The organism is Mesobacillus sp. LC4 (genome assembly GCF_053543455.1).
Genome location: NZ_JBGCUB010000005.1, coordinates 273875 through 293345 on the forward strand (window position 1 = coordinate 273875; position 19471 = coordinate 293345).

23 protein-coding genes and 1 pseudogene are annotated in these 19471 nt (G+C 40.7%); 19 read left to right on the forward strand and 5 right to left on the reverse strand.

Going from position 1 to position 19471, the window contains the following annotated elements:
* Nucleotides 1-74 precede the first annotated feature (74 nt).
* Nucleotides 75-2003, forward strand: coding sequence for an ATP-dependent DNA helicase (locus tag AB5I83_RS16855; protein ID WP_448976853.1), 1929 nt, complete (start codon nt 75-77; stop codon nt 2001-2003).
* 40 nt (nt 2004-2043) lie between these two features.
* Here the strand turns inward: AB5I83_RS16855 and AB5I83_RS16860 are convergent, their stop codons facing one another.
* Nucleotides 2044-2247, reverse strand: coding sequence for a hypothetical protein (locus tag AB5I83_RS16860; RefSeq protein WP_448976855.1), 204 nt, complete (start codon nt 2245-2247; stop codon nt 2044-2046).
* Between the two features lie 172 nt (nt 2248-2419).
* Nucleotides 2420-3043 (reverse strand): transcriptional repressor LexA, encoded by a 624-nt coding sequence (gene lexA / locus AB5I83_RS16865; RefSeq protein ID WP_167832965.1) that lies wholly within the window; start codon nt 3041-3043, stop codon nt 2420-2422.
* 154 nt (nt 3044-3197) lie between these two features.
* Here lexA and yneA point away from each other — a divergent pair, with 154 nt between their 5' ends.
* The 11 genes and pseudogenes from yneA (at nt 3198) to AB5I83_RS16920 (ending at nt 12513) form a co-directional block, all read left to right on the forward strand.
* The gene (yneA, locus tag AB5I83_RS16870; protein ID WP_448976857.1) at nt 3198-3512 is read left to right on the forward strand and encodes a cell division suppressor protein YneA; all 315 of its coding nucleotides are present in this window, start codon (nt 3198-3200) and stop codon (nt 3510-3512) included.
* Nucleotides 3513-3536: 24 nt separating this feature from the next.
* Nucleotides 3537-4181, forward strand: a complete 645-nt coding sequence (locus tag AB5I83_RS16875; RefSeq protein WP_448976859.1) for a YneB family resolvase-like protein — start codon at nt 3537-3539, stop codon at nt 4179-4181.
* Between the two features lie 76 nt (nt 4182-4257).
* Nucleotides 4258-4491, forward strand: a complete 234-nt coding sequence (locus AB5I83_RS16880; protein ID WP_167832968.1) for a DUF896 domain-containing protein — start codon at nt 4258-4260, stop codon at nt 4489-4491.
* 358 nt (nt 4492-4849) lie between these two features.
* Nucleotides 4850-6859 (forward strand): transketolase, encoded by a 2010-nt coding sequence (gene tkt / locus AB5I83_RS16885; protein WP_448976861.1) that lies wholly within the window; start codon nt 4850-4852, stop codon nt 6857-6859.
* Nucleotides 6860-7173: 314 nt separating this feature from the next.
* On the forward strand, nt 7174-7728 hold the full coding sequence (locus AB5I83_RS16890) for an RNA polymerase sigma factor (protein ID WP_448976863.1): 555 nt from the start codon (nt 7174-7176) through the stop codon (nt 7726-7728).
* Entirely contained in the window at nt 7725-8747 is a 1023-nt protein-coding gene (locus tag AB5I83_RS16895; protein WP_448976865.1) for a DUF4179 domain-containing protein, read from the forward strand. Before AB5I83_RS16890 ends, AB5I83_RS16895 begins: the two co-directional genes overlap by 4 nt.
* A 127-nt stretch (nt 8748-8874) precedes the next feature.
* Nucleotides 8875-9300 (forward strand): annotated as a pseudogene (locus tag AB5I83_RS16900) (VOC family protein).
* A gap of 113 nt (nt 9301-9413) precedes the next feature.
* Nucleotides 9414-10160: an SDR family NAD(P)-dependent oxidoreductase gene (locus tag AB5I83_RS16905; protein WP_448976867.1), complete on the forward strand. Its 747-nt coding sequence runs from the start codon at nt 9414-9416 to the stop codon at nt 10158-10160.
* A 255-nt stretch (nt 10161-10415) separates the two neighbouring features.
* On the forward strand, nt 10416-10958 hold the full coding sequence (locus AB5I83_RS16910) for a lysozyme family protein (RefSeq protein ID WP_448976869.1): 543 nt from the start codon (nt 10416-10418) through the stop codon (nt 10956-10958).
* 295 nt (nt 10959-11253) lie between these two features.
* Entirely contained in the window at nt 11254-12240 is a 987-nt protein-coding gene (locus AB5I83_RS16915; protein WP_448976871.1) for a phosphotransferase enzyme family protein, read from the forward strand.
* Nucleotides 12241-12363: 123 nt separating this feature from the next.
* On the forward strand, nt 12364-12513 hold the full coding sequence (locus AB5I83_RS16920) for a hypothetical protein (RefSeq protein WP_448976873.1): 150 nt from the start codon (nt 12364-12366) through the stop codon (nt 12511-12513).
* 40 nt (nt 12514-12553) lie between these two features.
* Here the strand turns inward: AB5I83_RS16920 and AB5I83_RS16925 are convergent, their stop codons facing one another.
* The gene (locus AB5I83_RS16925; RefSeq protein WP_448976875.1) at nt 12554-13189 is read right to left on the reverse strand and encodes an FMN-dependent NADH-azoreductase; all 636 of its coding nucleotides are present in this window, start codon (nt 13187-13189) and stop codon (nt 12554-12556) included.
* A gap of 251 nt (nt 13190-13440) precedes the next feature.
* Between AB5I83_RS16925 and sirA the strand changes: the two genes are divergently transcribed.
* Nucleotides 13441-13881: a sporulation inhibitor of replication protein SirA gene (gene sirA / locus AB5I83_RS16930; protein WP_448976877.1), complete on the forward strand. Its 441-nt coding sequence runs from the start codon at nt 13441-13443 to the stop codon at nt 13879-13881.
* A gap of 159 nt (nt 13882-14040) precedes the next feature.
* The gene (locus tag AB5I83_RS16935) at nt 14041-14256 is read left to right on the forward strand and encodes a YneF family protein (RefSeq protein WP_448976879.1); all 216 of its coding nucleotides are present in this window, start codon (nt 14041-14043) and stop codon (nt 14254-14256) included.
* 410 nt (nt 14257-14666) lie between these two features.
* Here the strand turns inward: AB5I83_RS16935 and AB5I83_RS16940 are convergent, their stop codons facing one another.
* Nucleotides 14667-14828 (reverse strand): hypothetical protein, encoded by a 162-nt coding sequence (locus tag AB5I83_RS16940; RefSeq protein WP_448976881.1) that lies wholly within the window; start codon nt 14826-14828, stop codon nt 14667-14669.
* Nucleotides 14829-14967: 139 nt separating this feature from the next.
* On the opposite strand from AB5I83_RS16940, the gene AB5I83_RS16945 reads away from it, so the two are divergent.
* The 4 genes from AB5I83_RS16945 (at nt 14968) to AB5I83_RS16960 (ending at nt 17949) form a co-directional block, all read left to right on the forward strand.
* Nucleotides 14968-15423, forward strand: coding sequence for a GNAT family N-acetyltransferase (locus AB5I83_RS16945; protein WP_448976883.1), 456 nt, complete (start codon nt 14968-14970; stop codon nt 15421-15423).
* Between the two features lie 11 nt (nt 15424-15434).
* Entirely contained in the window at nt 15435-15809 is a 375-nt protein-coding gene (locus AB5I83_RS16950) for a DUF2750 domain-containing protein (protein ID WP_448976885.1), read from the forward strand.
* 89 nt (nt 15810-15898) lie between these two features.
* Nucleotides 15899-17194, forward strand: coding sequence for an MFS transporter (locus AB5I83_RS16955; protein WP_448976887.1), 1296 nt, complete (start codon nt 15899-15901; stop codon nt 17192-17194).
* A 206-nt stretch (nt 17195-17400) separates the two neighbouring features.
* Nucleotides 17401-17949 carry a Type 1 glutamine amidotransferase-like domain-containing protein gene (locus AB5I83_RS16960; protein ID WP_448977161.1) on the forward strand — a complete coding sequence of 183 codons (549 nt, stop codon included), beginning with the start codon at nt 17401-17403 and terminating at the stop codon, nt 17947-17949.
* Between the two features lie 317 nt (nt 17950-18266).
* Here AB5I83_RS16960 and AB5I83_RS16965 read toward each other — a convergent pair whose 3' ends face one another.
* Complete coding sequence (locus AB5I83_RS16965) at nt 18267-18623, reverse strand: response regulator transcription factor (protein WP_448976889.1); 357 nt, start codon at nt 18621-18623, stop codon at nt 18267-18269.
* Nucleotides 18624-18815: 192 nt separating this feature from the next.
* Here AB5I83_RS16965 and AB5I83_RS16970 point away from each other — a divergent pair, with 192 nt between their 5' ends.
* Nucleotides 18816-19463 carry a class I SAM-dependent DNA methyltransferase gene (locus tag AB5I83_RS16970; RefSeq protein ID WP_448976891.1) on the forward strand — a complete coding sequence of 216 codons (648 nt, stop codon included), beginning with the start codon at nt 18816-18818 and terminating at the stop codon, nt 19461-19463.
* The last annotated feature ends 8 nt before the right edge of the window (nt 19464-19471 follow it).

Consider the following 19471-nt stretch of genomic DNA (forward strand, 5'->3'; position numbering starts at 1 on the left):
ACTAAATGACTGATTATCTGTTATGATAAAAGCTGGCTTTTTTGCCAGAACTAATATTCTCGAGGAGAACTTTAATGAAAAATAACCTTCCATTTACCATTACCAAGAATGATACCTTCTTTGATTTGTTAGGGGATTATATTGGTGATGTCTTTTATGATATATTGCCTGAAAAAGGCTATGAACTGCGTGATGAACAGATTTATATGGCCTTCCAGGTGGAGCAAGCCTTTAAGAATAAAGGGATTGTTTTCGCAGAAGCGGGTGTAGGAACCGGTAAAACATTCGTATATCTTATTTATGCCATTCTATACGCAAGATACATGGGAAAGCCAGCGATTGTCTCCTGCTCAGATGAGACGCTGATCGAGCAGCTCGTTAAAGAAGGCGGCGATATTGAGAAACTTGAAAAGGCGCTGGGACTGAAGGTCGATGTCCGTCTGGCAAAGGCAAGAGAGCAGTATGTTTGTGTAAAGAAGCTTGATGATCTATCAAATACATCAAGCGACACGGAAATCCTTGATGTCCATGACCGGCTTCCGGATTTCATCTTTGATGAAGGAATTTCAATGAATGCTTTTTCTCGCTATGGAGACCGAAAGGAATACCCATGGGTCACGAATGAAAAATGGTCATCAATGGCTTGGGACCCGCTTCAGCAATGCTCAACATGCAGCTGGCGCCATCGCTGCGGCCAAACCTTGAACCGTGACTATTACCGCCATGCAGGGGATTTGATCATTTGTTCGCATGACTTTTATATGGAGCATGTATGGACGAAAGAATCCCGTAAACGGGAAGGGCAGATGCCATTGCTTCCAGATGCTAGTACGGTGATTTTTGATGAGGGGCATTTGCTTGAATTCGCAGCGCAAAAGGGATTAACATACAGATTCAACTCACAAACCTTGACCACTGTGCTTACGGGGTATATGCACCAGGACGTCCGAGAGGAGTCTCTTTATTTAATAGAAGATATTTTGGAGCTGCATGATGCATGGTTTGACCTTTTAGTTGAGAACTCCTCGGCGATAGAAGGATCTAATCGAAAAGAAGTACCAATGCTATCAAGTATCAGGAAAACAGCGGAAACTCTCGAGAAAAAGGTTAGCGATTTAATGGACCAGCTCGTCTTTGACGCAGAAATGTTCCTGATCGACGAATATCATTTGAAAATCATGGAAGAATATCTGGAGTTTTTCGCATATGGTCTTTCAATTTTCTTGAAGAACGACGAAGGGATTTTCTGGCTTGAAGAAAATGAAGTACAAACTTCACTTGTCATCATGCCGAGGCTGGTTGAGGATATTCTGAAAAAAGAAGTATTTTCCCAAAGTATCCCGTTTGTATTTTCTTCAGCTACCTTGTCTCAGGCCGGAGATTTCAGCTATATAGCGAAGAGCCTCGGGATTGAGAAGTACTCATCATTTACTGTAGCGTCTCCATTTGATTATGAAGAGCAAATGGAATTGGTGGCACACATTGAGGATGATGAAATGAAGAAGTGGGAGAAAATAGGGGATGACGTTAGAAGCAGTAATGGCAGCTCTCTTATACTATTCTCTACTATGCAGGAAATGGAACGATTCCGCGATTGGACTGAAAAACATGAGTGGAGCTTCCCTATTTTGTTTGAGGGTGACCGTGAAATTAGTGAAACGGTAAAGGAATTCCAGACAGACACTGTGACCGTTTTATGTTCCTACAATCTGTGGGAAGGACTGGATGTGCCAGGAGAGTCATTGGTTCAAGTTATCATTTCTTCCTTGCCATTCCCGCCTCATGACCCGGTCTTCCAGGCGAAAAGAAAACATGCGCAAAATCCCGGTCAAGAGGTAGATCTTCCATATATGCTCCTTCGCCTAAGACAAGGAATGGGAAGGTTGATCAGAACGAATCAAGACAGCGGTACCGTGCACATTTGGTTAACTCAAAATCAAAATGCTGCATACTTTGAAGTTTTAAAAGATGTGCTACCTGTTCAATCCATTCAGTGGAAATAGAAAAATCCCGAAAGGTCAAAACCTTTCGGGATTTTTTTAGTTAGTTTCTGCAACCGCACTTTCTGTGGCGGCGGTCACGATCGTCATCCCGATCATCCCGAGCGCCAGCTACCAAATCCTCGATAATACAACGGCGCACAGCACGGCAGAGGTCATCAAAATCAACAGTTGCCCTGACTCTGTCCCTGTCACGGTTAGGATAAAATACGCCTGCAACATCATTGTCATTACGATTGTATCCCATTAGAAACTCAACTCCTTTCCAACTTGAAAGATACTTACACAATATCTTATGTGGAGACGGACAAGTTGTTAGGGTTTCTAACTAGTTTTTTTATAAATGTGCTAGTTTCATATATGTACAGCTTAAAAGCTTTATAGATAATAAAAAAAGCAAGCGAAGACGCTTGCTTTTTTTAATGCATATGGCGGTAGACACCAATGACTTTACCGAGAATGGATACATTACGAAGGATAATTGGATCCATCGTTGGGTTTTCCGGCTGCAGCCGGAAATAATCCTTTTCCTTAAAGAAGCGCTTTACTGTTGCTTCATCGTCTTCAGTCATCGCTACTACAATATCTCCATTATTAGCAGTCTTTTGCTGCTTAACAATCACATAGTCCCCATCAAGGATGCCCGCTTCGATCATACTGTCACCCATGATTTCAAGCATGAAAACCTGCTCATCATGCGGAACAAGGCGATCTGGGAGAGGGAAGTACTCTTCAACATTTTCAATGGCGGTAATCGGCATACCCGCTGTTACTTTACCAACGACAGGAACATTAACGACATTATACTTTGGAATACGTGCATCATCTTCTATTTCGAGAATTTCTATTGCACGCGGCTTAGTAGGATCGCGTCGAATCAAGCCTTTGCTCTCAAGTCTGGCAAGGTGCCCATGGACAGTGGAGCTAGAGGCAAGTCCAACTGCTTCGCCTATTTCACGTACGGATGGCGGATACCCTTTTTTCTTGACTTCGCCTTTTATGAATTCAAATATATCTTGTTGCCGCTTAGATAACTTTGTCATATTCACGCACCTCGTATATTTTTCTTGTCCTAATTATACCATGTCTTTTCCACGGATACAAACATAAGTTCGAATTTTTGAGTTGACACAAAACAAACGTTCGATTTATAATGAAATCAATAAACCGAACATACATTCGTTAAGGGGTGTCGAAATGAAAAAACTATGGGAAAACTATTCATATGGAATGATCTTGCTTGCTGTCAGCTTAGTCTTCACATTCGTGGCTAAAGCTCAATTAAATAACGAAGATGCTTACATAACTGTTACTATAGAAGAAGGGCAAACATTATGGAAGATTGCTGAATCATTTGCCAACGAACACAATTTATCTGAAAATGAATTTGTAAGCTGGGTAGAAAAAGAAAATGGAATTGTCGGTGAAATGGTCTATCCGGGTGACGAGCTGGTAATCCCTGTTGTGGCTGAACAGATTGAACCTACTCAAATTGCCGGTGCAGGAAAGTAGATTGGAACAGAATAAGGTGACAACATGAAAGCAATCATTTATTGCCGTGTAAGTACAACGAAAGAAACACAGGAAACTTCTCTTGCGAGGCAGGAAGAAGAGCTGCTTCGCCTGGCAGGCAGTTATGGCTTTGAAGTAGCCAGTATCATTAAAGAACAGGCCAGCGGTTATGATCTTGAAAGAGAAGGGATACTTGAGCTGCTGGAATTGATTAAGGATAAAAATATAGGGGCACTGCTGATCCAGGATGAAACGAGACTTGGAAGAGGAAATGCAAAAGTTGCGATTTTGCATTGTATCCTTAAAGAAAATGTGAAATTATATAGTGTCTCACATAGTGGGGAGCTGCAACTTTCAGAATCAGATTCCATGGTGCTCCAAATTGTCAGTATGGTCGAAGAGTATCAAAGGAAAATCCATAACATTAAGATCAAAAGGGGCATGAAACGAGCGATTGAACACGGATACAAACCCCAGCGCAATCTAAAAAATCAGGGTGATCATTCGGGCCGGGAACGAAAAGAGATGCCGATTGAGGAAATTGTCAGGCTGCGCAATAATGGGCTGACATTTGCGGAGATCGCTGCTACTCTAAGGGGATTCGGTTATAATGTATCCAAAGCAACAGTAAACCGACGATATCTTGAGTACATAGAAGCAGACGAATAAAAGCTCTATTCTTGTAAAATCTCAATAATTTTAGTAAGATGACATTTGACGTAATTTTTTACAAAGGAGCTTTACAATGCTATCAAGTGATAAAATTGCTAGAATCAATGAACTGGCAAGGAAAGCAAAATCATCTAAGTTGACAGAAGAAGAAGCAAAAGAACAAACGAAGCTTCGAGCAGAATATTTACAGTCTTTCCGGTCTTCTATGCTTAATACACTTAAAGGTGTTACCATAGTGGATCCAGAAGGCAATGATGTTACACCTGAAAAACTTAAAGACGAAAAAGCGAAGAACAAGCTTCATTAAATATATGCAGATTTGGAATACATGCCGAATGTATTCCATTTTTATTTTTATTTTGCTGATTTTCTCATTACAATAGAAAAATTGAAAAAAGGGTGTTATCTGCTCGTTTCATCTACTGATTTAATGGTAATTAGACTAAGTAGGATAGAGAATGCGATGTCTTCAATTTGTAAAAGCGCGTTCTAGCACCTATTTTTTCAATTAAAGAACCATGTATTTTACATATCATAGCGAGATTGTGTCAAAATATATAACAATACGGCCATTTCTGTCTCTTTTAGGCACAATTTGTTGTATAATGATTGCTCTCGCTATAATATTAAGAATGTAGCTAGTACCTATAGAAAGGATGTATATTATGTTTAAAGAAATTGATATGCTTTCAATTGATTCCATTCGTACCTTATCAATTGATGCAATTGAAAAGGCTAATTCCGGCCACCCAGGCATGCCGATGGGGGCTGCTCCGATGGCTTACACACTGTGGAATCGTTACATGAACATTAACCCTAAAAACCCGGAATGGTTCAACCGCGACCGCTTTGTATTATCTGCTGGGCATGGTTCAATGCTGTTATACAGCTTGCTGCATCTTGCAGGTTATGACTTAACGATGGATGATATTAAACAGTTCCGTCAGTGGGGAAGCAAGACTCCAGGGCATCCTGAGTTTGGACACACGGCTGGTGTAGACGCAACTACGGGACCACTTGGTCAGGGGGTTGCTATGGCAGTCGGTATGGCAATGGCTGAGCGTCATCTTGCAGCGGCCTACAACAAGGATAACTATAATCTCGTTGATCACTATACATACAGCATTTGCGGTGACGGCGATCTAATGGAAGGTGTTTCTGCTGAAGCGGCATCCCTAGCAGCCCACCTAAAATTAGGCAAAATGATCGTCCTTTATGATTCAAACGATATTTCACTGGATGGCGACCTTGATAAGTCGTTCTCAGAAAGTATTGAAGGGCGCTTCAAAGCTTACGGATGGCAATATGTCCGAGTTGAAGATGGTAACAACCTTGAGGAAATCGCTAAAGCGATCGAGGAAGCGAAATCAGATTCAGATCGCCCAACAATGATTGAAGTGAAAACCGTCATTGGATATGGTTCACCTAACCTTTCAGGTAAGTCAGATGTCCATGGTGCTCCACTCGGTGCAGATGAATTGAAGCTTACAAAGGAAGCTTATAAGTGGACTTTTGAAGAAGACTTCCATGTGCCAAGCGAAGTATATGATCACTTCAAACAGCAAATCGCTGATAAAGGTGAACAGACAGAACAAGCTTGGAACGAACTTTTTGCAAAATATAAGAGCGAATATCCTGAACTAGGAGCACAGCTTGAAAAAGCGATGAAGGGCGAGTTAGTAGAAGGATGGGATAAAGACATTCCGGTATACGAAGAAGGCAAGAGCCTTGCGAGCCGCGCTTCTTCTGGTGAAGCACTTAACGGCATTGCGAAAAACCTGCCTTACTTGATCGGCGGATCTGCTGACCTTGCTGGTTCAAACAAAACCATGATCAAGGGAACTGGTGACTTCTTCCCAGGTTCATTTGAAGGCCGCAACATCTGGTTTGGTGTTCGTGAGTTCGCTATGGGTGCTGCAATGAACGGTATGGCTCTACACGGTGGACTGAAGATATTTGGCGGAACATTCTTCGTGTTCTCTGATTATCTCAAGCCAGCAATCAGATTGGCTGCATTGATGGGCTTGCCTGTAACATACGTCTTCACTCATGACAGCATTGCAGTAGGAGAAGATGGACCTACGCACGAACCAGTTGAACAGCTCGCTGGACTTCGTGCTATGCCAAATCTGTCTGTGATTCGACCTGCAGATGGCAACGAAACAGCCGCTGCTTGGAAGCTTTCAATTGAGTCTACAAAGACACCTACGGCACTTGTGTTGACACGTCAAAACTTGCCGACAATCAAAGATACTGATAAGAACGCATATGAAGGCGTATCGAAAGGTGCTTACGTCATTTCTCCAGCTGGAAAAGATACTGCTGATGCATTGATTCTTGCAGCAGGCTCAGAAGTTGGCTTAGCCGTTAAGGCACAAGAAGCGTTGGCTTCTGAGGGTATTGATGCAGCTGTTGTTAGCATGCCTTCATGGGATCGCTTCGAACAACAGTCTAAGGAATACAAGGAAAGCGTAATTCCTAAGTCTGTCAAGAAGCGTCTTGGAATTGAGATGGGATCTTCACTTGGTTGGCACCGTTATGTTGGTGACGAAGGGGAAGTTCTTGCAATTGATACATTCGGCGCATCAGCTCCAGGTGAGAAGATCATGGAAGAGTATGGATTCTCAGTAAACAACGTAGTAGCACGCGTAAAGGCATTGCTTGAGCAAAATTAAATAATTGTTTCTAAAGAGTACGGAACCATAAATGGTTCCGTACTCTTTTTTTGAATGGGAATTGGAAATCTATGTTAAAATCAGCTGGGGCTAAGTTAATAGTAGACTAACATGGATTTGTTAAAAATCGGGCTCTATTAAAGCAAAATGAATATTTTAACTCCCTGTTGATTGTAGTCCGCAGAAAGCGGATGGTCTGTAACGAAAATCAACAGGCGAATCTAACAGAGCCATTAATATATTTTTCGTCATTTTGCAACCAGAATGAGGTTGACTTCGCCTATAGAGTAGAATCAAACAGGGAGGTGCTGTTTTTGGAACAGAAAGAACTGATGCTGCGAATTCATAATGGAGATGAGTCAGCATTCGCTGAGTTGTTGAATCCCTTGATTGAAAAGGCATATAAAACGAGTTACAGTATTGTCCGGTCAAAGGAAGAAGCAGAAGAAGTCGTTCAAAACGCAATGATAGAGGCATATCGAAATATCATGGCCGGCAAGGAAATCATCTATTTCAACACATGGTTCTACAAGTTGGTTTCACATCGCTCTATTGATAGCGTTAGAAAGAATGCAAGGTTGAAGGAAACTGTAATCGAAATCGATACGTTAAAAGAGCAGCGAGAGGTAGTCGACGATGTGCTCCAGGATGAAATGTACCTGGAAATCAATCAAGGGATTCAGTCCCTCAAGAACGGGGATTACCGCAATGTATTGCTCTTGTACTATTTTCAGGATTTCTCCATCCAAGAGGTCTCAGAAATGCTTGGCTTAAAAACTTCCACAGTCAAATCTCATCTCCATAGAGCCAGAAAAGCATTGAAGGCAAGGTTAATGGAAAATCAAATTATAGGGGTGAGCACACAATGAATAACGAAGACAAGTTAATCAAAAGAGAGTTAGAGGAAGAAATGAAAAAGATCGAGGTGCCATCTTCACTTTATGATTTTGCCAAAAACATTAAGAAGGAAGAAAAACGAATGACACCTCCCCGAAAAGTTAGGAGAAATAGAACTTTCAAAGTCGCAGCAGCAGCTATAATTGCATTAGGGGTAACGGCTGGTTCTGCATTCTTTAATCCTGCTGTAGCTGAAATGGCTTCAAAAATTCCATACCTGGGGCAGGTTTTTCAGACGAAATCTGTTGATACCATGCTTTGGGAAGCGCTAGAGAAAGAGGGGTATCACAAGTTCTCCCTAGGAATGACTCCGGGAAACGTGACCAGTTTTGAAATCAGGATCGAGGGTTCTGAAAAAGATGCTGAACGGGAGCGGGAGAAAATCACAGCTATAACAGAGAAAGTTCTAAAAAGTAAAGGATACGATTCCTATAAAATTAAAGTCAGCTCCTATATACCTCAAGTTATCCCACTTACTAAGGAGGAGGAAGAATTAGCCAAGCTGGGTGAAAACCTAGAAGCTGAACTTAAACAATCAGGATTTGACATTCTATACGTAAATCCATTCAATAGCCTGATTGAAGTTGCTATACCCAAAACAGAAAACAGTGTAGAAGAAATTAAACAAGCTACAACCCTGGCAGCCAAAAATGAAGGGTACGAAAAAGAAGTTACCATAGAAATTGTCGATATAGAAAAAAATAACCGTGAAGACATTTGGCTGGGTTATATGAGAAGCATTTATGAAGGGTTGGCCTTGAAAAAAGAGTATCATGTGACAGGGTATGGATATTCCTACAAAAAAAATAAAATGAAAATGATCATCAAGACCAATTTAAAGCCATCTGATGAGGTAGCTGAAGAAACGGTCATCAAAATCCGTGAGGAAATCGGCAAGTTTGTTGAAAGTGAAAAACCGAATTCAAGGGTTAAGGAAGATGAATATGAGGTTATCATCCGCGACAAAAGTGGGGATGACTTGCCGTATTAACAGTTTGTAAAAAAAAGCGGAACTTCCGCTTTTTTATTTTTATACCTGAATAAAATTGAACTCAATAACAGATAATGTTAAAATAGTTACGAACTGATGTTCTTAAATTTTTGAAAGAGGTGCTGAAATGATTACAGGAATTGTCCCTTATCTGGTGACGGATGGAAATGGCCAGGAAGCAGTGAAGTTTTATCAGGAGGCTTTAGGAGCCCAAGTAGTTAGCCTCCAAACATTTGGAGATGTGCCTCCAAATCCTGAGTATCCACTTCCTGAAGAAGCAAAGAACCGAGTACTGAACGCTCAGATGAACATTGGAGATGCGAAACTGATGTTATCTGATACATTTCCTGGACATCCATTTCAGCTCGGATCTCAGGTAACAATTGCACTCATGGTGGATAACGCTTCTGAAGCAAAAGAAATTTTTGAAAAGCTCCAAGAAGACTGAAAAGTATCAATGCCACTTCAGGAAACATTCTGGAGCCCGGCTTACGGCCAGGTGACAGATAAGTTTGGTGTCGAGTGGCAAGTATCAACAGAAGAGAAGAAATAATTCCCTAGCTGGACTGTTAAGGCAGTCTGGCTTATTTTTATTACTAGGATTGAAATCATATTCGATGTGGAATCAATGATAATATTACTTTGATTTAAAAGGAGGTCTGTACCATGTCAGGTAGGTTTGAAGGAAAGACAATCATCATAACTGGTGGGGCGAATGGGATTGGGAAAGGAATTGCTGAAGCTTTCGCAAAAGAGTATGCAAATGTGTGCATAGCCGATTTAGATGAGATAAAGGGGAAAGAACTGATTTCCACCTTAGAGAAGTTCGGTGGACAAGCAGCCTTTTATAAAACAGATGTCAGGAAAGAAAACGATCTTCTCTCCCTGATGGAACGTGTTATGAATGACTTTGGCCAGATTGATATATTGGTCAATAATGCCGGAGTGTCAAGATTCAAGCCCTTATTTGAGCTTACAACTGAGGAATGGGAAGATGTTATTTTTACCAATCTCAGAAGTGTCTTCATTGGATCCCGTGAGGCTGCCAGAAGGATGGATAAAGGTGGGCGGATCATCAATATAGCATCGACAAGGGCCACCATGTCAGAACCGAATTCCGAAGCTTATGCTTCCTCTAAAGGAGGAATTGTTGCCTTGACACATGCCCTTGCTGCTTCGCTTCAAGAGAAAGGAATTACAGTCAACTCTATAAGCCCTGGCTGGATCCAGACAGATGATTATGATGAATTACGTGAAAAAGACCATCTACAGCACTGGTCCAACCGAGTCGGAAGACCGGAGGATATAGCAAAAGCATGCCTCTATTTAACTGACCCGGAGAACGATTTTATTAATGGACAAGACCTTGTTATTGATGGTGGAATGACACGGAAAATGATTTATGAAGATTAAACTAAGTGAGGGAGCCGGCATATTGATTGCCGCTCCCTTTTAAAATTGCTGTATTTTTTATATTATAGGAGGATAGAGAACGAATTTGGGAGAGAAATATCAATGAAATACACAAAAAAGAAACCCAAAAAGAAAAAGCAAGTGCAGAGAAATTTCAATCTGGCCATCTTACTTTTTATGAGTTTTATTGGCTTTCTTCTACTTGATAGATTCCTGGAATTATATAATGAAAGTTTTAAAAAAATGAATGTTAGTATGAATAATTCGATAGGAGAAGTTGCCAAGTATACGCCGATGATAGAAGACGAATTGAAAAAGTTTGGGATGGAAGAACACACCATAACGGTGGCTGCATTGATGATGCAGGAAAGCAGGGGAAAGGGTGGCGACCCTATGCAGGCGTCTGAGTCATTGGGATTAGCTCCTAACAGCATCCAGGATCCCCAGCAAAGCATCCAGCAAGGTGTGAAGTACTATCAGCGTGTTGTGGACCATGGCAAAAAAATGCAAGTTGATTTCCCGACAGTCATCCAGTCTTACAATATGGGAATAGGCTATATTGATTTTGTAGCCAAAAACGGCGGGAAGCACAGTGAGGAGCTGGCAAAGAAGTTCTCCATGATCCAGGTTGAAAAAAATCCGCAAACCTATGATTGCGGCGGTGATAAAAATAATTTCCGCTATCCCTATTGCTATGGTGACTTCACCTATAGCACCAAGGTTGCAAAACATATGGAATCCATTACAGTCAGTATTCCAGAAGATTTAAGCAAGGGTTCAACTAAACGTTCATTTTAGTACCTTGGTTGACTTTACCAAAAATGTCATATATAATTAGCTTACTAATATCGAAGGGAGTGAGACGGCATATGTTTGACCTTTTAAGAATAACCTCGGGAATAAAATGTTTGCCACTCACTTATACGGATGAAAGATAGTAGAGAGATGGACCACGAGGGAAGAATAAAACTCGTGGTCCTTTTTTGTGCTTAATCCGTTCAAATGCCTGTGAGGATTGATAGAGGGCAGATGTATTTTGTTTGGCAATATTCATTCCAGTGGTTGTTTTTAAACTAAACTGGTGGGATTAATAATGATGAATCTTGTTACAATGGCAAAAGTAGTTAAAACAGTAGACGGGGAATGGAGAAGTACTCTGGCAGAAGAAATCCTGGAGAGATGGGGGTATGACAGAGGGACTGTCTATTACTATCGTGCAAGTTCAAACTTTTTGTTTGTTTTTAAAAAAGCAGGAAAAAAATATTTTTTACGGTTCAGTGATGCCAGCGAAAAAGCATATTCGCAAATTGAAAGTGAAATGAAGATACTTGAGTATCTAAGAGATCAGCCTATTTGCGTGGCACTTCCTGTAAGATCAAGTAATGGTAATCTTATTGAGTGTATCGAAGCGGACATTGGCACTTATTATGCAGTTGTTTTCGAAGCTCTTCCAGGTAAACAACTAGAGATAGAGGAACTTGAAGAAGACGATTTTCATGCCTGGGGAAACCACCTTGGACGCCTGCATAAGATTTTCAAGGAAATGCCAGCAGAATATGTGTCAGGAAGAAAAGATGTACAAGACCAGCTGGATGAAGTCTTTAAAAATATATCAGACTATGAAACTGCAGCTTTAAAGGAGTTTGATGCAATTAAGCATTGGGTTGGTGCTTTGAGGCGTTCCAACGAAAACTTCGGTGTGATTCATTATGATTTTGAATTGGACAATTTAATCTGGCAAGATGGAAAGATCGGTATCTTGGATTTTGATGATTGTATGAACAACTGGTTTGTTGCCGATATTGCCTATGCTTTAAGAGACATTTTAGTAACACGTGATGACATAGGGAATCCATTTGTGCATGCATTCATATCAGGGTATCAATCAGAAACACAGCTTGACCAGATGCTAGTAAAAGAACTACCAATGTTCATTCGAATGCATAACCTCTTAACCTTTGTCAGTTTGCTCAAAGTAGTTGATGTTCCAGAGAGCATGGAATTGACAGAGGGACTTATAAATTTAAAAGGAAAACTAAAACAATATATTGTGAAGTATCGTAATTCTCTTTCAAGTTAACACCCGATTTTTTCGGGTGTTTTCTTATTTTTAAAATTATTTACTACAGGCAGGAAAAACGAGTGAGCACGGTAAATATATTAGTAATAAATACCCATACTATAAATCAGGAGGTGTGTACTAATGTTTGAATATGGTAAGGAGATTCCACTGGACGGTGCAGCTGTAAAACAGGGAGTTCAGCAAGGAAACAATGATGAACAGGAAATCTCGGAAGCAACTGTTTTCAGCTTTGACCATCGCATGGATATTCCATTGGACGGTGTGAAATAATCAGTAAAAAAAGCCTGCATTAACAGGCTTTTTTGCTGTATTAAAATTGTTTGGCAAGCTCGTTCGCTTTCTGGATTGCTTGTTGCTTAATTTCCTGTGCTTTATCAGGCATAGCCGCCATACCTTCTATTGCTAGAGTTTCGGCATCAGTGATCCCCATGAATGCGAGAACGGCTTGAAGATATCGGTCACCGAACTCCAGTTCCTTGGCTGGACCTTCTGAATAGATACCGCCACGTGCCTGGATATGAAGAGCCTTTTTACCACCAAGTAAACCGACGGGGCCTTCTGCCGTATACTTGAATGTTTTCCCTGCAATCGCAATGTTATCAATATAAGCTTTCATTTTTGGCGGAAAGCTAAAGTTCCAAAATGGTGTGACAAAAATATATTTATCTCCGGCAATAAATTGATCCGTCAGTTTATTGATCGCGCTCACTTTTTGTTTTTCATCATCGCTAAGCTGGTCAAAAGCAGATCCTTGCTGTAATTTGCCCCAGCCGCTAAAGACATCTGTATCGATAAATGGAACATCCATTTTATATAGATCCAGTCTAATTACCTCATCGTCAGGATTGTTTTCACGGTAAGCTTTAATGAACTCCTCGCCAACCGATAAACTGAAAGATTCCTCAACCGGTTTGGGGTTTGCTGTAATGTAAAGTACGGTAGCCATGCATAGTCATCCTTTCTTTTTCTAATCAACATTGATATATTCCCCCCATTACAACCCAATATTCCTTATACGGTAAAATTTCAAATAAACCTCTAATCTCGTGACAACTGAAAAATAGAATTTTATAATAAAAAGTAAGAAAGTTTTGAATTCGACATAATTAGTGGTTTTTCTCGGCATCTTTAGACAAACGAAGACCCAATGTTTTCCTATAATAAAGACAAAAGCTTGTCTGCAGAGGAGGGGATCAGGTGAGATCCTACCAGCTATATCTAATAGAAGATGAATTTGCCTCCCATTATTTCGGAAGAGAACGGATGTTTTATCAATTGTTTTTGGAATATAGTCAAGCAAACCATGATCTTAAATCCATCATCGCCAAGCAAGTCAAATTCGTCACGAAATCCATTCCTGCACTTCGCATCCATCAGCTCCTTCATCAACAGCTTTCCAAGTCAAAGGGATTCCATGTTGAGAACGGCATATATATTTATGAAAATAAATCAAATAATAGCTCTGCCACACTTAAAGTGCATGAAAGATGGCTGGAATTACAATCCCACGGACAAGTAGACGCAGAAACGGTCTTTTTTGAGATCCTTCGTAAATGTGAATCATCCTTCCTGGCTATTGACCTTGAATCCAATAAATATGGCTGGCTGAAGCCGATAAAAGAACGAAAATATGTCTAGTCAACGCAAATAATACGATAGATGACTATCATTAAAGGCTGATTAATACAAAAAGTTTTGAATTTGAATTGTTTTACTAGAGAAAAAAACCTGCAGATATTGTATAATAACTGTTGGTTTAGTACACTGTATGTTAGACAACATGAAGGAGGAAGTTTTATGTGGGAACTAATTCTAGTTGGTATACTGGCATTGGTTGTCGGTGTAGCGCTAGGATTTTTCATTGCTCGTAAATACATGGAGAGCTACTTGAAGAAAAATCCGCCAATCAACGAACAAATGCTTAAAATGATGATGATGCAAATGGGTATGAAACCATCCCAGAAGAAAATCAATCAGATGATGTCAGCAATGAACAAGCAGACAGGCAAATAAAAACGGACAAGCACTCATTTTATGTGAGTGCTTTTCTTATTTGTGAGAACAGGAAATTTAAGAAATAATAGACATTTTGAACTCTGGCTGCACGTAAATTGTCTAAGAAATAGGATTTAATAGACGTTTCAAAGAGCAACCGGGATTGAAATGTCTAACAAACGGACTTTAATGGACAGCTTCAAGTATGGTTGAGTTCAAAATGTCTAATAAACAGGCATTCATGGGCATTTTGGTTTATGGCTGGATACAAAATGTCTAAGAAGAGAGTCTTTATAGACGTTTTGACTTATGGGCGAGTTTAAAATGTCTAATAAGCAGGATTTAATGGGGAATTTTCACTATCGTTAGTCAAAACGTCCAGAAAGAACCAATAACGAAAATGGAGAAAAATAACGCCGGGAAGGGCGTTATTTTTGTTTAAGGGTTTTGTCAGCAGATTTCTCTTTTGTGCCTTGCTGAAAGATGGAATCGAAAAATTCGTCCGCGGTTTCCATGACGCCTCCATGAAGCTGGCCGTCGACACCAACTTTGTTTTTATTCCCTTTAACCGGATTATGGATTCTTACCATAGTAAGCTCACCTCCTATATTTAGGCTTTGTCATCACAGACTAAAATAATCTGATAGCCATTTGTTAAACTATGGCAGGACATCTATTGGCAAATACAGAATAAGAAACCAAAGATATTTAAAAAAGGGGATTATTTAAATGTATCAATACTTCAACGGGCTGGTCATTCGCGAAGGCACAGAAGGGGTACCGGCAGAAAAAGTGGAGAAACTTTTTGAGGATGCAGGATGGGCACGAAACACACCTGAATGGCAAAAGGAAAAGTACTCACTGATGTTCAATAATTCAACCTGGGCTTTTACAGTCTGGGATCAAAACGAAATGGTCGGGATGGTCAGGGTTATCTCGGACAAAATTATGGCTGCGAACATTATGGACCTGGCAGTTTTATCAGATTACCGAGGAAAAGGAATCGGCCAGAAGCTTGTGCAGCTATGCGTACAAAAACTCCCGCATGGAGACTGGTTTGCCCATACATCTGCTAATAATTTCAGCTTTTATGAGAAGTGCGGTTTTGAGGTGAAGGATCTTTCTCAAAATGGAACCTGCGCGTATTATGGGTATATCCAATCCCGTAAAGATGGACATAGATAGGAGAGCTGTAATTGAATAAACAGGAATTTGAAGCAGTCATTCGGCTGCCAGCACCGATTAGGTATGAGTATTTCATCAAAAAAGCAGCAGATTATGAAGAAGTTTGGGGGTTATATAATGAAGGGTGGGCATCTGCACAAGATGCCGAGGGCAATGTTCTGCTGCCTTTTTACCCTAATGAAAAGTTTGCAGAGGCATTCGCTAAAAATGAATGGGAAGGCTGCAGGCCGAAGAAGATTGAGTTGAGAGATTTCCTTGAAAAGTGGCTTCCAGGGATGAAGGTGGATGGATTTAAGCCTTCGATTTTCCCAACCGACACAGATTCTGCTGTAATGGATGTGGATACGCTGTGTGAAGATATAGAAGAGGAGCTGGAGAAGTACTGATTTTTTTAAAGATGAATGGAAACTATACCTAAAGTATACCCGATGTGGTATAATATGAGCATCTTGATTTCAGAAAGTGAGTTTTGAATATGACGCGTCAAAGTGATGAGGCTGCTGCCGTTGAAAGTCAACCGGAGTGGCTGCAAACTTATGTAGAATCACCAGAAAAACAAAAAGCCTTATATAAAAAAACATTATTAATAGTCGTTTTATCACAGATTTTCGGCGGAGCAGGCCTTGCTGCCGGGATAACGGTCGGTGCCTTATTAGCGAAGGATATGCTTGGCACTGACATAGTGGCCGGCTTGCCGACTGCGCTTTTCACATTGGGTTCTGCCGGGGCTGCACTCATTGTCGGACGCCTGTCACAGCGTTATGGCAGGCGCGCAGGTCTTGCCTCGGGATTCTTAACTGGTGGAATCGGTGCAATTGGTGTCATCATAGCTGCAGTGACGAATAATATCTTTTTGCTTTTTGCGTCACTATTGGTCTATGGTGCGGGAAGTGCGACGAATTTACAGGCACGCTATGCAGGAACGGATCTGGCCAGTTCAAAACAGCGTGCGACTGCAGTCAGTATTGCAATGGTTTCGACTACGTTCGGCGCTGTAGCAGGCCCTAACCTTGTAGAGGCAATGGGGCAGTTTGCGCTATCTGTAGGAGTTCCGGCACTGTCTGGACCATTCATTCTCGCAGCTGCTGCCTATATTGTAGCGGGCTTGGTGTTATTGATATTCCTTCGGCCAGATCCATTTGTGGTTGCCAGGGCGATTGCAGTAGCTGAGCGAAATGCCAAAACCAATTCGCCTGATTATGTTGAGGAAACCCTCGTTACGGATAAACGGGGAATCGGAGTGGCCGCACTTATTATGGTACTCACTCAAATGGTGATGGTAGCGATCATGACAATGACTCCGGTCCATATGGGAAGCCATGGGCATGGTTTAAGTGCCGTTGGTATGGTCATTGGATTCCACATCGGAGCAATGTATCTGCCGTCTTTATTAACTGGTGTTCTGGTTGATAAAATCGGGCGTGCGACAATGGCAGCAGCTTCAGGGGTCACACTGCTGATATCAGGTATTATGGCGGCTGTTGCTCCTGGTGAATCTATGTTCTGGATCACCCTCGCTCTCATTCTTCTCGGTCTTGGCTGGAACTTCGGCCTGATCAGCGGAACCGCTCTCCTTGTTGATGCGACAAATCCGACGAACCGTGCAAAAATGCAAGGAACTGTGGATGTGTTAGTCGCGCTGTCAGGGGCAACCGGCGGAATGCTTTCCGGCATGGTTGTGGCGAATTCAAGCTTTGCTTTCTTGTCGCTCGCAGGAGGAGTGCTGTCATTAGTTTTAATACCATTTGTAATATGGTCAAATAAAAAGTAAGTAATGATGAGTCTGAATTATTTCAGGCTCTTTTTTCTTTGGTCAATTTGCCGGTTTTTATAGCGCCCTTGGCGAACTTGTTTTGAAGAAATTTAGCGGAAAGAGATGGTCCTGATGACTAGATTAGTGCTTTTAAGTGATTTGAAAAATCTTAATGGCGATATAAAGAAAAGAATTAAGGAATTAACAAGCCGGAAGCTTTTAAACTGGCTTATATTCCATCGCAAACGGACGAAAATAGATTATATTTTGAAAAAGCCAAGCCGGAGTTTAAGGAATTGGGTATTACGGAATTCTTTTACTTTGACGTAGACCAAGAGTTTGATTGGTCTCAGGTTGAGGAGTTTAAAAGCTGCGACGGCATTTTTCTGTCAGGGGGGAATACGTATCTATTTTTAAAAAAACTGCAGGAAAGAAACATCGTTGGTTTTATAAAGGAAATGGTACTTGAAGGGAAACTTTTAATCGGAGTCAGTGCCGGAAGTGTAATTATGTCAGAAAGCATCAAGATTGCCGAATTCCATGATCTAAATGAGGTTCAGCTAACGGACTTAACTGGTCTAGGGCTGGTGAATTTTGAGTTTATGCCACATTGGGAAAGAGAGCAAGGTCATAAAGATGAACTGTTAAAATATTCGTTTCATCAGGAAGAGAGTATTTATACATGCAATGATGGCGATGGAATCGTCATGGATGGAGATAAGGTCGAGTTTTTTGGGGATATAAATGAAATTCAAAAAGGTGCATGGTTATAAAAATATTTGAATGATAGCTCTATCGGCCAAACGGAAGGTATTAGACCGAAAAAATGTCCGATAAAAAGGCTCTATCTTACAAACAGAAGGCACATGTCGGAAAAAGTGTCCGATAGAGAGGCTCTATCGGACAAACAGAAGGTGTTAGACGGAAAAAGTGATCGATAGAGAGGCTCTATCGGCCAAACAGAAGGTGTTAGGCGGAAAAAGTGTCCGATAGAAGAGCTCTATCGGATAAACAGAAGGTATTAGACCGAAAAAATGTCCGATAGAAAAGCTCTATCGGACAAACAGTAGGCAATTCCGCATAAAGACCTTTAGTTTAAAAGCTCTTTTATTTTCGACACGACTTCTTTTGGGCTGAACGGTTTTAGAATGTATTCGCTGGCTCCCAATTCTTCTCCTCGTTTTAGGTCATGGGCTTCCCCTTTAGCTGAAAGCATGATGACAGGTATGTCTTTTGTTTTCCTGATTTCTTCCAACACAGAAAAACCATTCATTCCAGGCATTAGGATGTCCAGGATAATGACATCAAAGGAATCCTCCATTGCTTTTTCCAAAGCTGCTTCTCCGTTGTCTGCAACTTCAACCACAAACGATTCTCTTTCTAGGTACATTTTTAATAATTGGCTAATTCTTTGTTCATCCTCAGCAACTAGCACTCTCTTTCCCATGTTTTCCCCCTGAAATATCTTTGTTTATTGTAAGTATACACTATTGGTGAGTTGTTTTCTTCATAGATCAGGGAAATTAATGACGATGAAAAAATTGATTTTGAAAAATGAACGTGATAATATGTGACCTATAATGATTTAATTCATACTATACATATAGGAATTATAATAATTAAATCGGAGTGAATGATTATGGGTCGGGAATTTATCCCCTTATTTGACGATTGGGCCGAATTTTACGAGGACACGGTATCAGGACAGGATATTGAATACAAAGAGGTATTTGAAAATTACGAGAAGATTTTACAAACCGTTGCCTTGAAGTCAAAAGGTACAGTTTTAGAGTTTGGTGTCGGTACAGGGAACCTAACCGAAAAGCTATTATCCTTAGGAAGAGTTGTATACGGGGTAGAACCTTCCAAAGTGATGAGAGAAAAAACGAACGCTCGATTCAAAGATTTACAGCTATATGATGGAGATTTCATTACTTTCCCGGAGCTTCCTGGAAAGGTGGATTCAATTGTTAGCACATATGCTTTTCACCATTTAACAGATGAGGAAAAGGATGCAGCTCTTAAAGTTTACAGCACACTATTGGATGACCAAGGAAAGATTGTTTTTGCGGATACTGCTTTTGTGAATGAAGAAAATCGGAAAGAACGGCATAGAATCGTAAAAGAGCAGGGATTTGAAAATCTGCTCGCTGATCTAAAAAGAGAATACTATACAACTCTTGAAAATTTGGAGAGGCTTTTCGCGAAGAACGGATTTCAGGTAACTTTTGAAAAAATGAACTCCTATGTGTGGCTGATGGAAGCTGTTAAAGTGAACAAAAATTAAGATGGAAT